This window comes from Pseudoclavibacter helvolus (assembly GCF_014191305.1).
GTDB classification, from domain to species: Bacteria; Actinomycetota; Actinomycetes; order Actinomycetales; family Microbacteriaceae; genus Pseudoclavibacter; species Pseudoclavibacter helvolus.
The window spans coordinates 119,305-132,659 of sequence record NZ_JACHWJ010000005.1 but is presented as its reverse complement, the minus strand read 5'-3'; the positions used below and the strand labels follow the sequence as shown (position 1 = coordinate 132,659).

General features: G+C 69.2%; 13 protein-coding genes. 9 read left to right on the top strand and 4 right to left on the bottom strand.

Translation table 11 applies throughout. The features are described from left to right. Positions 1-69 precede the first annotated feature (69 nt). On the top strand, positions 70-1,749 hold the full coding sequence (locus tag FHX72_RS15350; RefSeq protein ID WP_082775539.1) for an SDR family oxidoreductase: 1,680 nt from the start codon (positions 70-72) through the stop codon (positions 1,747-1,749). A 220-nt stretch (positions 1,750-1,969) separates the two neighbouring features. Next, positions 1,970-2,755 (top strand): SDR family NAD(P)-dependent oxidoreductase, encoded by a 786-nt coding sequence (locus FHX72_RS15345; RefSeq protein WP_068483349.1) that lies wholly within the window; start codon positions 1,970-1,972, stop codon positions 2,753-2,755. A gap of 823 nt (positions 2,756-3,578) precedes the next feature. Here the strand turns inward: FHX72_RS15345 and FHX72_RS15340 are convergent. After that, positions 3,579-4,133 (bottom strand): hypothetical protein, encoded by a 555-nt coding sequence (locus FHX72_RS15340; RefSeq protein ID WP_156475840.1) that lies wholly within the window; start codon positions 4,131-4,133, stop codon positions 3,579-3,581. Positions 4,134-4,937: 804 nt separating this feature from the next. Further along, complete coding sequence (locus FHX72_RS15335) at positions 4,938-5,501, bottom strand: DJ-1/PfpI family protein (RefSeq protein ID WP_068483343.1); 564 nt, start codon at positions 5,499-5,501, stop codon at positions 4,938-4,940. Positions 5,502-5,845: 344 nt separating this feature from the next. Here FHX72_RS15335 and FHX72_RS15330 point away from each other — a divergent pair, with 344 nt between their 5' ends. From FHX72_RS15330 to FHX72_RS15320, 3 genes are read left to right on the top strand one after another with little or no spacing between them, the layout of a single operon-like run. Beyond that, complete coding sequence (locus tag FHX72_RS15330) at positions 5,846-6,427, top strand: gluconate 2-dehydrogenase subunit 3 family protein (protein ID WP_183626236.1); 582 nt, start codon at positions 5,846-5,848, stop codon at positions 6,425-6,427. Further along, a complete protein-coding gene (locus tag FHX72_RS15325; protein ID WP_068483341.1) occupies positions 6,424-8,025 on the top strand; it encodes a GMC family oxidoreductase in 1,602 nt (533 codons plus the stop codon). Before FHX72_RS15330 ends, FHX72_RS15325 begins: the two co-directional genes overlap by 4 nt. Positions 8,026-8,034: 9 nt before the next feature. After that, positions 8,035-8,904 (top strand): IclR family transcriptional regulator, encoded by an 870-nt coding sequence (locus FHX72_RS15320; protein WP_183626235.1) that lies wholly within the window; start codon positions 8,035-8,037, stop codon positions 8,902-8,904. 169 nt (positions 8,905-9,073) lie between these two features. On the opposite strand, the gene FHX72_RS15315 is transcribed toward FHX72_RS15320, so the two are convergent. After that, positions 9,074-9,559 carry a hypothetical protein gene (locus FHX72_RS15315; protein ID WP_183626232.1) on the bottom strand — a complete coding sequence of 162 codons (486 nt, stop codon included), beginning with the start codon at positions 9,557-9,559 and terminating at the stop codon, positions 9,074-9,076. 3 nt (positions 9,560-9,562) lie between these two features. Continuing rightward, positions 9,563-9,793 (bottom strand): hypothetical protein, encoded by a 231-nt coding sequence (locus FHX72_RS15310; RefSeq protein WP_183626231.1) that lies wholly within the window; start codon positions 9,791-9,793, stop codon positions 9,563-9,565. A gap of 203 nt (positions 9,794-9,996) precedes the next feature. On the opposite strand from FHX72_RS15310, the gene FHX72_RS15305 reads away from it, so the two are divergent. The 4 genes from FHX72_RS15305 (at position 9,997) to FHX72_RS15290 (ending at position 13,344) form a co-directional block, all read left to right on the top strand. Further along, complete coding sequence (locus FHX72_RS15305) at positions 9,997-10,974, top strand: DNA topoisomerase IB (RefSeq protein WP_183626229.1); 978 nt, start codon at positions 9,997-9,999, stop codon at positions 10,972-10,974. Between the two features lie 158 nt (positions 10,975-11,132). Continuing rightward, positions 11,133-11,555, top strand: a complete 423-nt coding sequence (locus tag FHX72_RS15300) for a hypothetical protein (protein ID WP_183626227.1) — start codon at positions 11,133-11,135, stop codon at positions 11,553-11,555. A 137-nt stretch (positions 11,556-11,692) separates the two neighbouring features. After that, positions 11,693-12,967, top strand: a complete 1,275-nt coding sequence (locus tag FHX72_RS15295) for a phosphotransferase family protein (protein ID WP_183626225.1) — start codon at positions 11,693-11,695, stop codon at positions 12,965-12,967. Then, a complete protein-coding gene (locus FHX72_RS15290) occupies positions 12,964-13,344 on the top strand; it encodes a hypothetical protein (protein ID WP_183626223.1) in 381 nt (126 codons plus the stop codon). Before FHX72_RS15295 ends, FHX72_RS15290 begins: the two co-directional genes overlap by 4 nt. Positions 13,345-13,355 lie beyond the last annotated feature (11 nt).

Below are 13,355 nucleotides of genomic sequence, written 5' to 3'. Positions count from 1 at the left end.
AGCAGCCCAGGCGCGCGGCCTTGTCAACCCATCACCTTGCAATCAGTCTGGGGTCATAGCCTGGCGGGCATGGCATCCCCTGGCACGCCCCCATCCGCCCAGTCCGGCAACGACTTCACAACCGGCGACGCCCCCGCCAACAGCACCACCCCCGCGACGCCCGCGCCGACGGGCAACGAGCCGGCTCTCAAGGCCGTGCCCCGGAGCGATGGCTCCGCCCCGCGCGTGCTCGTCTTCGGCTCGACCGGCTACCTCGGCGGGCGCCTCGTGCCGCGCCTCCTCACCGCCGGTTACCGCGTGCGCGTGCTGGCCCGCAACGCCGGACGCGTCGCCGCCTACGACTGGGGCGACCACGTCGAGGTGGTCGTCGGCGACGCCGACGACCCGAAGGCGGTCGGCGAGGCCATGCAGGACATCGACGTCGTCTACTACCTCGTGCACGCCATGGGTTCCGGCTCCGATTTCGAGCGCACCGACCTGAAGCTCGCCGAGAACGTCGCAGAGCAGGGCGCGAAGGCGGGCGTCTCCCGCATCGTCTACCTCGGCGGCCTCCACCCCGACGACGCGAAGCTGTCGAAGCACCTGCGCTCCCGCAAGGAGGTCGGCGAGGTCTTCCTGAACTCGCCGGTGCCGACGATCGTGCTGCAGGCGGGCATCGTCATCGGCTCGGGCTCGGCGTCCTTCGAGATGGTGCGGCACCTCACTGAGGTGCTGCCGTACATGCCTGCGCCGCAGTGGGTGCGCAACCGCATCCAACCCATCGCCGTGCGCGACGTGCTCCACTACCTGCTCGGGGCCGCACGCATCGAGGGCGAGGAGAACCGGCCGCTCGACATCGGTGGGCCCGACGTGCTCAGGTACGGGCAGATGATGAACGGGTACGCCGTCAAGGCCGGGCTGCGGCAGCGCGCCATCGCCTCGCTGCCCGTCTTCACGCCCGGCCTCGCATCCCGCTGGGTGAACCTCGTGACCCCGATCCCCAAGTCGATCGCGCGCCCGCTCGTCGAGTCGCTGCAAAACGAGTGCGTCGTCAAGAATCGAGACGTGGATGCGCTCATCCCGCCGCCAGAGGGCGGACTCACGACGTACCTGCGGGCCGTCGAGCTCGCGCTCGGGCGGGAGAAGCAGCGCGCCACCGAGACGAGCTGGCGCGACGCGAACGTGCACAACTCGCCAAGCGACCCGCTGCCCGCCGACCCCGACTGGGCTGGCCAGACTGTCTTCACGGACGAGCAGTCGAAGGAGAGCACGGTGCCGCCAGAGCAGCTGTTCCGCGTCATCGAGGGCATCGGCGGCGACAACGGCTGGTACTCGTCGAAGCTGCTCTGGGGCGCGCGAGGCGTCATGGACAAGCTTGTCGGCGGCGTCGGGCTGCGCCGCGGCCGCACCCACCCCGACCGCCTCGCCGAGGGCGACGCCCTCGACTTCTGGCGCGTCGAGACGATCGAACGCGGCGGCGAGCGAGGCTCGCTCTTGCGGCTCCGCGCCGAGATGCGGGTTCCCGGTCTCGCGTGGCTCGAGATGCGGGCCGTGCCCGTCGGCGACGGCGAGGGCGAGTCGGATGCGCGCGGCGACGACGAGAAGGACGGGGAGCGCATCCGTTCCCGCTACGAGCAGCGCGCCGTGTACTTCCCGCAGGGCCTGCTCGGCCGCCTGTACTGGGCCGCGGTGTTCCCGTTCCACGGCTTCATCTTCGCGACGATGGCCTCGCGCATCGTGGCGGCGGCGAGCAAGAACGCGGACGACTGACCGCGCGGCTCTCCCTCCCCGCTCCAGCCGCATCCACACGGGAGATGCAGGTTCGCTCGCGCGAACATGCATCTTTTGTGTGTCTGTCTCTTCGCGGCGTGCATCCGGCCCGTTCTCGCTCAGTGAGAGGGCTTCTTCCGACGCGAGGTGCCCGCTTCGTAGCGCTCGCAGCGAGCGCCGCGCATCGGAGCGCAGGCGCCGCTCGAGTCAAGGAGGACCCATGAGCACCGAACAGCGCGTCGCCATCGTCACGGGAGCAGCACGAGGCATCGGCAAGGGAATCGCGGAACGCCTCGGTCGCGACGGCCTGCACGTCATCGTCGCCGACCTGGAGGGCGCCCAGGCGGGCGTCGAGGAGACCGTCACCGCGATCGAGCACGCGGGGGGCCGAGCGACGGGAGCCGTCGTCGACGTCACGGACGAAGCATCCGTCGACGCGCTCGTCGCCTTCACCGCCGAGAAGGCGGGGAAGCTGGATGTGTTCATCGCCAACGCGGGCATCGCGCAGGTCGAGTCGCTGCTCGACTACTCAAGTGCCGACTTCCAGCGGGTGCTCGACGTGAACGTCACCGGCGTCTTCTACCAGTACCGCTCGGCAGCGAGGCAGTTCATCAAGCAGGGCGGGGGCGGCAAGATCATCGGGGCGGCGTCGATCGTCGTGTTCCGCCCGTTCGCGCTGCTCGGACCGTACTCGGCGTCGAAGTGGGCCGTGCGCGGCCTCACGCAGGCGGCGGCCATGGAGTGGGCCGAGCACAAGATCACCGTCAACGCGTACGGCCCCGGCATCGTCGGCACCGCCATGTGGGACCTCATCGACGAGAAGCTCGGCGCGAAGCAGGGGCTCGCGAAGGGCGAGGCGCTCGCGGAGAACGCGAAGTCCATCCTCCTCGGCCGGGTCTCCGTGCCGAACGATGTCGCGCAGCTCGTCTCCTACCTCTCCTCAGAGGACTCCGACTACGTCACCGGCCAGACGATCCTCGTCGACGGCGGCATCCAGTTCAGCTAGGCCGCGGGCCGGCTGGCGGCCGCGCGCTCTTCCGCCGGCTCTGGAGCTCGCTGGCCCCTCCGCGCGTGCGCTGCGCGCCCCGCCTCCGCCGCCTCCCGGCCAGTCCCGCCTTCCCATGAGCCCTCCCACAGACCTGGGTCTTGCGCATCCGTTTCCCGGAACGTAAGTGCGCCAGCCCCGGGTCTGTGACCTTGGCGGGCTGAGACCTACGGGTTGCGCACGCGGGCCGCGCGGAGTGGATGCGGTAGCCCCAGGTCTGCGCGAGGGCTGGCTGGTGGGTCAGGGCTGAGGGCTGAGGGCTGAGGGCTGGCGGATGCACGCGCCGCCCGCCACAGCCAGCCCGCCATAAGCGCCCCGCCTTAGCCGCCCACGCCGCCGGCTCTGGTCCCGCGCCCGCGTTGCTGAAGCCCCGTCCGCAGACCTGGGTCTTGCGCATCCAGTTTCCGGAGCGCACATGCGCGAGCCCCAGGTCTGTGGCGTTGTCAGAGCGAGACCTGTGGGTTGCGCACGCGGGCCGCGCGCGGAGGATGCGGTTGCCCCAGGTCTGCAAGGGCAGGCTGAGGGGTGGGGCTGGGGGTTGAGGGCTGAGGGCTGAGGGTTGAGGGCTGAGGGCTGGGGGTTGAGGGCTGAGGGCTGAGGGCTGAGGGTTGAGGGGTGAGGGTTGAGGGCTGGCGGATGCACGTGCGCCTCGCAGACCTGTGGGTGGCGCGTCCTTCTTGAGCTGAGCGGGCTACTGCGTTGAGTGGACGCGCAAGGTACGCCCGGCCTACACGGGCCGCGGGTGTGCAGTCGCCGCGCCTCAACGTTCAGAGCGCGAGGCGAGTCACATCTCGCTGAGCAGACGTAGCCGCCGCTCGCGGAGAGCGTGCGCGTGCCTGATGAACTCGCTCGGGTCTGGCCAGAGGTCTGCGAGCGTGAGGCGCTCGCCGTGCCACCCGAGGTTGGTGACCAACCGCGCACGCTTCACGTCTCGTCGCCACTGGCTTGGGCTCACCAGGTGGCCGAGTCCTTCGAAGTCGTAGGCAATCTTGGCTCTGAGATCCGCGCAGTCGGGCCGCGCAAGCTCCACGCCGCCGACCTGCAGCGAGTGCTGCACCGCAAGCTCCGGATACCCGGAGTCGTGGAGCACGAAGCGCATGAGGCTTTCATACGGCGACTCCACCTCCTCTCGGATTTGCGGTGTCATTTCTCGAAGCAGGGCGGAGCCGTAGCCTGGCGACCACTCAGCAACTGCGTCGGCGAGGGTCGCCCGAGTCGCGAGGCTGCCTCTCCAGATACGGTTCGGGTAGTTCGGTGCGGCGGTCACGAGAGCGTCGCCAAGGCTGAGCAGGTCCGATCTCGCAGCGGAGGCCTTTGACCGCAGCAGGTCACGGCTCATCAGGCAATAGAGCAGTGCGGGGTGCGGCAATGGGACCCCCTCGAACATGAACGTGCGCCAAAGCCTCAGCGGCACGATTCGTGTGACGACGCCGGGTCGCCTCGGGAGATTTCTGCCTTCCGGCACGATGAGATGCACGCGTGCGTCGTTAAGCAGCGGCCAGGGCAGTGGCAGACCGAGGACGCGAGCCGCTGAGATCGCCCCGTAAGCCTGAGACTCTTTCAAGAGAGGTGCGTAGTGCAGGTCGTGGGCTCGCCGTTCGCGGCGAATGGCAGCGGCCCTGGCCTCATGCTCGATCGTTGGCTGCGGTGCTATGGCATCGACGCGCACCCCGCGAAAGGGGCGATCAAGGCCGCGGTTCTGCAGCCGGCCCCTGCCCACCCCGAGCGCTTGCGCATCCGCGACCGTGAAGCTCTGCCCACGGAGCTCCGACGGGAGCTCTGTCCGGAAGCGCGGAGGTCTCTGGTCGGAAGTCACACGCCGACGGTAGAGGCGGTGCAGCGTCAACAGTCGCGCTGAGGTACCGGCTGTGGAGAGACGACGGGGCGAGCAGCCTGTGACAATGCAGTCAAGCCGGGCACCGATGGCGTCACGCGTGGCGAGACCTGGGGCTTGCGCGTGCTGTTGGGGTTGTTTGGGGGCGTGGGCCCGAGGTTTGCGCTGGCGGGGTGGGCGGCCTCTGTGAGACCTGGGGCTTGCGCGTGCTGTTGAAGCAAAACGGATGCGCAAGCCCCAGGTCTGCGCCGAGGGCGTGCGGCCGGCCGGCCGGCCAGGCCGGCCAGGCCGGGGCGGGCGCCCCGCGCGCTACGCGGAGAGGGGGGCTTTCTCGCGGAGGAGGGCGATGAACTTGCCGAACCAGGGGCCGTTGTCGTTCCAGGCGCGGGAGCTCACGAGGTTGCCGTCGACGAGCGCTTCCGAGTTCTGGTAGGTGCCTCCGCCTGCCTCGATGTCGGCGGCGATCTCCGGGAAGCCCGACGTGGTGCGGCCCTCGAGAACGCCCGCCTTCGCGAGGATGATGGGCCCGTGGCAGGTGACGGCGACGGGGGAGTCTTCCCCGAAGAAGTGCTTCACGATGCGCTTCACATCCTCGTTGTTGCGGAGATACTCGGGGGCTCGCCCGCCTGGCACAACAAGCGCGACGTAGTCGGACGGGTTCACGTCGGCGAGGGCGATGTCGGCGTTCCAGCCGTGCCCGAGCTTCTCCGTGAACGTGTCGTAGCCCTCGAAGTCGTGCACCACGAACTGGAGGCGCTTCTTGGTGGGCGCTGCGATAACGGGCTCGTAGCCCTCTTCGCGGAGCCGCTCGTACGGGTAGAACACCTCGAGCGTCTCGGAAAAGTCACCGGCGAGGATAAGGACCTTGGACATCGCTGTCTCCGTTCTCTGTTGCTGCAAGCGCGAAAGAGTGCTGCAGGCGGGATTCGCGGGGCTTGCTTCATCCGCCCCGACAGGTCCAAGACTCCCGCCGCGGCGACGACCCAGGCAACGCCGTTTCTTGCATGTCGAGAATGCGGCTGGTGAGGGAAGGAACGCGCGGGGCACCGTATGAGCACGGCATCCGCACTCTCGTCACTGCTGACAGGAGCACTCTCGTCACTGCTGACAGGAGACGGATGCTGGCACCCAACCGCCGGGCATTCGCGCCTGGCCTCGATGGACCTACCAGTGACCACCGAACACCGAAACCTCAACGACGAGGAGAGCGATACCCCATGGCATATCCGGCCAAGTACCCCCAACTCAACGAGACGGAGCTCACCGAGCACGCGCGAGATCTTCTTGTGCGTGTGATCAGGGTGGCGTTCCCACATCCGTCCTTCCCAGATTCGCCGTATGAGCGGACCGCGCAGATCATCCTCGAGGAGTCGAAGTCGTCGACGTGGCTGAGGGTGACGCTCACGCAGGGCCTGTTGACGCTCGACTCGCTGTCGGCTGGCGACTTCACGGCCCTCGATGAGGACCAGGCGACGGCGGTGCTGCGCAGCATCGAGCACACCGACTTCTTCGGCTTCATCCGCCGCACGACGGTGCTGAACCTCTACGACGACCCGGAGGTGTGGAAGGCGGTCGGCTACGAGGGTTCCTCGTTCGAGCTGGGCGGTTACGTGAACCGTGGCTTCAACGACCTCGACTGGGTGCCTGAGCCGCTCATCGAGGAGCCGGCGGATGTGCCCTTCGCGCCGCTCCCCGGGCTGCAGCGTCCGCAGACGGGTGCCGTGCGCATCCCGAACGCCCCCATCTCAACGAACCAGCCAGGCGATCTCGCCGCGAGCCACCAAGGAGTCGAGCGATGACCGAGGAGACGGGCGCACGCCCCACGCAGTTCGGGAAGCCGATCTCGCAGGACGACGACGTCGTCGTGGTCGTCGGGTCGGGCGCTGGCGGCGGCACGATCGCGCACGAGCTGACGGCGAAGGGCATCCCCGTTGTGGTGCTCGAGGCCGGCCCGTACCTGCGCAACGAGGACTACGAGAACAACGAGTGGCAGGCGTTCAACCAGATGGCCTGGCTGGATGCGCGCACGACGAGCGGGTCGTGGCGCATCGCGAAGGACTTCCCGAACCTGCCCGCGTGGATCGTCAAGGCGGTCGGCGGCACGACGACGCACTGGTCTGGCGCGACGCCGCGCTTCTACGAGCACGAGTTCAGGGCGCGCAGCACGTACGGCCGCGTCGACGGCGCGAACCTGCTCGACTGGCCGATCACGCTCGACGAGCTCGCGCCCTGGTACGCGAAGGCGGAGGACGCGATCGGCTCGACCCACACGGGCGGGCGAGCGCCGCTGCCCGCGAACAACAACTACAAGGTCCTCGCCGAGGGGGCGAAGCGGGCTGGCTACGTGCACTACTCGACGGGCCCGTACGGCACCAACGCGGAACCGTACGACGGTCGGCCCGCATCCATTCAGGACGGCTTCAACTTCCAGGGCGACAAGAACAAGTCGAAGTGGAGCACGATGGTGCGCGAGATCCCGCGTGCCCTCGAGACGGGGCTGCTGGACCTGCGCACCGAGAGCCACGCCGTGCAGGTCACGCACGACGTCGACGGGCGAGCGGATGGGGTGCTGTACCTCGACAGGGACGGCAACCTCCAGCGCCAGCGCGCCCGAGTCGTGGTCGTGGCCGGCAACTCGATCGAGACGCCTCGGCTCCTGCTGCTGAGCGCCAGCTCGCTGTTCCCGGACGGCCTCGCGAACTCCTCCGGACAGGTCGGCCGCAATTACATGCGCCACACGACCGGCTCGCTTTACGCGCGCTTCGACAAGCCAGTGCGCATGTACCGCGGCGAGACGATGGCCGGTGTGATCCGCGACGAGTCCGGCCACAACCCGAGCCGCGGCTTCGTCGGCGGCTATTTCATGGAGACTCTGTCGCTCGGGCCTGCGTTCCTCGCGAACTTCGCCGACCCCGGCGCGTGGGGCAAGTCGTTCACCTCGGTGCTCGACGCCTACGAGAATACGGCTGGCATGTGGATCGTCGGCGAGGACCTGCCGCAGGAGTCGAACCGCATCACCCTCAACCGCTCGGTCACGGATGTGAACGGCCTGCCGGTCCCGAACGTGCACTACGACGACCACCCGAACGACGCGGCCATGCGAGAGCACGGCTACGACAGGGGCACGCTCCTCTACGAGGCGGTTGGCGCGGAGCACGTGCACCGCACCCCGCCGTACCCGTCGACCCACAACCTCGGGACGGCCCGCATGAGCGAGCGGCCGGAGGACGGGGTGGTCGACAGGTGGGGCGCATCCCACGACGTGCCGAACCTGTTTGTGGGCGACGGCTCGGTGTTCACGACTAGTGCCGCGGCGAACCCGACGCTCACGATCGTGGCGCTTGCAATGCGCCAGGCCGATTACCTGGCGTCTCAGTTGCGCGCCGGCGAGCTATAAGGGGACGTCATGAGCCACGCGACACTCACCGCGGGTCCAGTCTTCACTGCGCATACTGTTGCGGTGAGTGTCGACGTGGATTCCCCCGCCCAACGCGCAGTACCGATGCTGGCCGAGGTGTCGGCCGTGCCATCGTCGAGCACGCTCAAGGCGCTGTCGCTGCTTGAGCTTGTCGCCCAGAACGGAGGCGCGAGCGCGACGGAGATCAAGGACACGCTCGGCTTCTCGCTGCCGACCGTGTACAGGCTGGCCCAGCTGCTGGTGGATGCGGACTATCTCGTGCACCTGCGCGAGGAGCGCCGTTTCGAGCTTGGCTACAAGGTGCACGAGCTCGGTCGGGCGCTGCACCAGCAGCTCGGGGTCTCGCCGCCGATGCGCGCCGTCGTGCAGGCCCTGCATGAGGCCGGTGACGTGGCCGCGTACTTCGCCGTCTACCGGGGCACGGACGTCGTCGTGGCGCACGTCGCCGACTCGGCTTGGGCGCAACGCATCCGGCCCCTTGAGTTCGGCTTCCACGAGGCGACACACGCGACGGCGTTCGGCAAGATCATCCTGGCTGGCATGAGCGTCGAGGAGCGGGACTCGTTCCTCGACGCGAACGGCATGCCAGCGTTCACGGATGCGACCATCACGTCGCGTGCGGAGCTCGAGCGGCACCTCGAACGGGTACGGCTGCGCGGCGTCGCCTGGGAGCGCGAGGAGTTCGTGCCGGGACACACGTGCGCGGCGGTTGGGGTGCGCAGCGCCTCCGGCGAGGTCATCGGCGCGGTCGCCCTATCGCTCGAGTCGCCGCGGCTCGGGCACCGGTCCGACGAGCTGGAGCGTCTGCTCCGGGGCGCGGGCGCCCGGGCGAGTCACCTCGTGCGCCGCGGCCGCTGAGGCGGACGCGCGCGGCCCGGACCTCATCGAGCTTGCCGGGCGCATCCACACGAGGCATGCAGATCCACCACGACACGAACGTGCATTGTCCGTGTAGATGCACTCGGAGGGCGCGTGAGTGACGGACGCTCAGTAGAGGGGCCGGGAGCGTGTGGCCAGTTTGGTGGGGTCAGTCGGCCGATGCGCCCAGGAACTCCACCTCGGTGCTCGCCGTCAACGGCTCGTCGGTGAGACCGGAGATCGAGACGGTGATCGTGTAGGTGCCGGGCGTTCCCAGCTCGACGGAGATGTCGCCGCAGACGGTGTCGGAGTTGCTCGGCAGTGCCTTCGCGGTGCGCGTGATCGTGTCGACACCCTCGGCGCTCGCGGTGTACTCGCACGTGCCCGACTGTGTCACGCCCTTGACACGGGCCTCCGCCGTGATCCACGAGTGGCGGTCGTCTGCGGTGGCGGCGAGCACGAGCTCGCCGGTGTTGCCCTCTCCCGCGAAGGTCGGCAACGTGACGGTCTCGCCGGGTGCGGGAGAAGACGTCTCAATCGCCGGGCCGCTCTCGATGAAGAGCGAGCATCCGCTCATCGTGAGAACGACAGCAACCACGACCCCGAGGCCCGCTGGTGTCCAGCGGGCCGAGGAGGTGCGGCGAGGCGGCGTCATACGTCAGGCTCGGTCTTGGAGCCCCTTGACGGCGCGATCAAAGTCGCGAGTCTGCAACACTTCGAGCGCTGCCCCGGAGTCGGAACCAGCCGAGACGACGCAGAGTTCGTCGATCTTGTTGATGAAACCGACGATGCGCCCGTCCTTGACGACCCGGTACGTGTTCTCAGAGAGGCGGTCGACGCGGCCCTCTGCGGGCATCCTCGCGGTGAGGGGTGGAACGGGGAATGGCATGCGGCTCCTGCCGTCGTTGGCGACCGTCTCGAACGGATAGTCGCATCCTCGCGCACGGACATGTGCGGAAGGGCGGTTTCCAAGGGATCTGTGGATGGTTCTCACGACATCGTTGGAAACTGGATACCTCCAAGAAATACGCCATCTCGTTTCGCAGCATCCAGGCCTTGCCCGACGGCACGCTCGAGTGCTACTCAGAGGGGATGGTTCGACTGCGAAGGTGGACATCTGCGGACGCCGCGTGGACTCGGCATCCGGCCGGAAGCGGCTTCAGCTACCGGGATGAGCACGGCGAACGCATCGTCGATGCGGAGGTGCGCGATCGGCTCGCATCCCTCGCCATTCCAGCTGCCTGGCGGGATGTTCGCATCGCGCCTCGGGAGAACGCGCACGTGCTCGCGGTCGGCGTGGATGCGCTCGGACGCACCCAGTACATCTACCACCCGGACTGGACGGCGAAGCGGCAGCTTGTGACCTTCGACCGGGCCCTCGAGCTCTCTCGGGTGCTGCCGACCGCGAGGCGCTCGGCGACAAGCGCCCTCCGCACGGCGAGTGATGGGCGGGATGCGTCGCTCGCCGCGAGCTTCAAGCTGCTCGACACCGCGTTCCTGCGTGTCGGGAGCGAGCGGTCGGCGAAGCAGTTCGGGCACAGGGGCCTGACGACGCTCCTGAATCGGCACATCTCGCTGCAGGAGGAGCTCGTGCTGCTCGAGTTCAAGGGCAAGAGCGGGGTGCCGTGGAGCGCACTCATCGAGGACGTCGAGCTCGTGTCGTTCCTCGGGGAACGGAAAGGGAGCGGGGCGCCGGGCCGGCGCATCCTGTCGTGGAAGGACGGGCGCGTGTGGCGTCGGCTCTCGGCGCGGGAGGTGAACGACGACATCAGGGCGCGCACGAAGGGCGAATTCACGGCGAAGGACTTCCGCACACTGCACGGCACCGTCTTCGCGGCGGGGCGCCTGGCCGAGCTGGGCGTCGGCGACACGGCGCGGGAGCGGAAGTCGCTCGTCGCGCAGGCGGTGCGGGACACCGCCGAGCTGCTGGGCAACACCCCTGCCGTCGCGAGGTCGAGCTACATCGACCCACGCGTCATCGACGCGTACGACGAGGGCCGCGTGGTCGACGCACGCAGGGGATCGGGCGAAACCGAGCTGCGCAAGCTGCTGCTGGATTCGTCCAGCTGAGGGCCGGGCCTCAGTTGAGAGGCGGGTTCAGCTGAGGGCTGGTCGCGGAACATGAGGCCGCTCTCATCTTCGGAGCACTGTGCGTCTCATGAACGCTCACGAAGCTTGGGGCTACCGAGACGAACTCGCGACTCGGCAGCCAACAGGAGGCAACTGCCATGAAGAAGAACAGCTGGATCATCGTCGGATCAGCAGGTGCCCTCGGGCTCGGCATCCTCGCCGTCGGAGGCGCCGGCGTCGCCAACGCCCTCGAGGTGCGCGATGTGCCCGGAGAGCAGCTGAACCTGTCGACGCCGTCGGCGACGAGCAGCCCGGCAGCGTCTGCGAGCCCGTCAGCTTCTGCGTCGCCGAGCACCGGCGCCAACGCGTCGCCGACCGCGACGCCCGTCTTCAGCTCGCCGAGCCCCGTCTCCGCGCAGACCCCGCAGAGCGTCCCGACGACGCAGAGCCCGGTGTCGGCGCAGAGCCCGGTGTCGGCGCAGAGCCCCGTGTCGGCGCAGAGCCCCGTGTCGGCGCAGAGCCCGGTGTCCGCACAGAGCCCCGTCAGCGCTCAGACGCCGCCGTCGGTGCCGAGCGCGTAGGCGCCAGTTCTCCACAGCCTGGCAAGCTCCCCGGAGATGCCTCGACCTGCCCCGGTAGGTTCGAGGTCACGCACAACGACGACGCTGCGCAGGCCAGCAGCGCACGATACGACGGTCTATCTCCGCAGGAGGAGCTCATGTTCGCAGCAGCCAGGCAGGTGATCGAGGCCGTCGCCGCGGGCACCGGTCGCGAGGTTGCCTCGGTCACCCTGGCCTGCGCTGAGCCGAGCGGCGACGGCGTGCTCGCCGGGTACGATGTCGAGCTGGCGTCCGTGCAGGGGCCGGATGAGCGCATCCGCCTGTTCATCGACACGGCGACGAACCCGTCCGCGGCGTCGGTCGCGGGGGAGTCCCAGCAGTGGACCACCGTGCAGAACCCGGCGACTCACGAGCAGGTGCGCGTGTGGCGCTACCCGCACGACCCCGCGCTGCCCGCCCTCCCGGCGACGGCGTTCCCCGACTCCGCGCGTGAGACCGCGGCCCGCTTCGGAGCCGTCGGTGAGGGGCAGCTCGAGATGCTCGCGTACCGGCCCGGACGCCGCGCCGTGCTCCGTCTCGCTGGCCCGGACGGAACCCTGTTCTTCAAGGTCGTCCGCCCCGGGCACGCGGAGCCGCTGCACCGCATCCACGAAGAGCTTGTCGGGGCCGGGGTCGCGGTGCCGCGCAGCCGTGGCTGGAGTGATGCGGGTCTTGTCGCCCTCGAGCGCATGCCCGGTCTGCCCGCCGACTCCCACGTGCCCCGTACCCCGGATGCGCGGCTCGCGTTCCTGCGCGAGCTGCAGTCGCTTGTTGCGTCCATCGGCGCAGCCCGTGTCTCCCGAGGGGCCAGGGCGAGCCTGACGGCGGGACTCGACTGGTACCTGCTCCGCCTGCACGACCTTCTGCCGAGCCGCGGTGGCGACATCGACGCGGTGGCCGCGCACATCCGCGAGGCGCTCGCCACGGCCAGGCCGGGACCGGCCAGGACCGTCCACGGTGATCTGCACCTCGGGCAGATCTTTGTCGAGCCGAACGCCCATGCCGGGGGCGGCGTGATCACCGGGGTCGTCGACATCGACACGGCCGGCGTTGGTGACCTCGCCGATGACCTCGGCGGTCTCTACGCGCACGCCATCGTGACGGCCCTCACCCACGACCTGGGCGGTCGGGCCGAGGTCCGCACCGCCACCTTTGAGCTCGCCGAGCTCGTGCGGCTCGCCTGGGGCGAGTTCGCGCACACCTGGAATCAGCCCGGCGACGGGGGAAGGGTCACTGACGACCCCGACCTGAGCGTCCGCGCGAACGCCGTCGCCCTGACCCACCTCCTCTCGCACGCCTTCGGCGCGGCGGTCCGTGGCGGTGTGGGGCTCGACGCGCTGCCCGACCGCATCCTCGACTTCGCCGTCGCACTCTCGAAGGAGCCGAGACGATGACCCTCGAGAAACCCCGCCCACGCTGGCTTGTGCTGGCCCTCGCGGGGGCTGGAGCGATTGCCGTGGTGCTCGCCGGAGTCACGTTCGCGCAGGCCACGTCCCTGCGCTCTTCGCCGGGCGAGGCCGTCGACCTTGGGCCCATCGTCGGCGCCCAGTCGCCGGTGACGACGGTCAGCGTGACGCCGGCCCCGACCGGCCCCGTCTCCACCGCGTCACCCTCGCCGAGTGCCGTGCCGGACCAAGCGCAGCCCGTGCTCCCGACCGGGGGCATCCAGGCGCCGGTGCCCGTCGACCCGGTCGGTCCGGCCCAGATCGACGACGACGACGATGATGATGATGATGATGGGGACGACGACGGGGACGACGACGGGGACTGAACGCCCGCGCT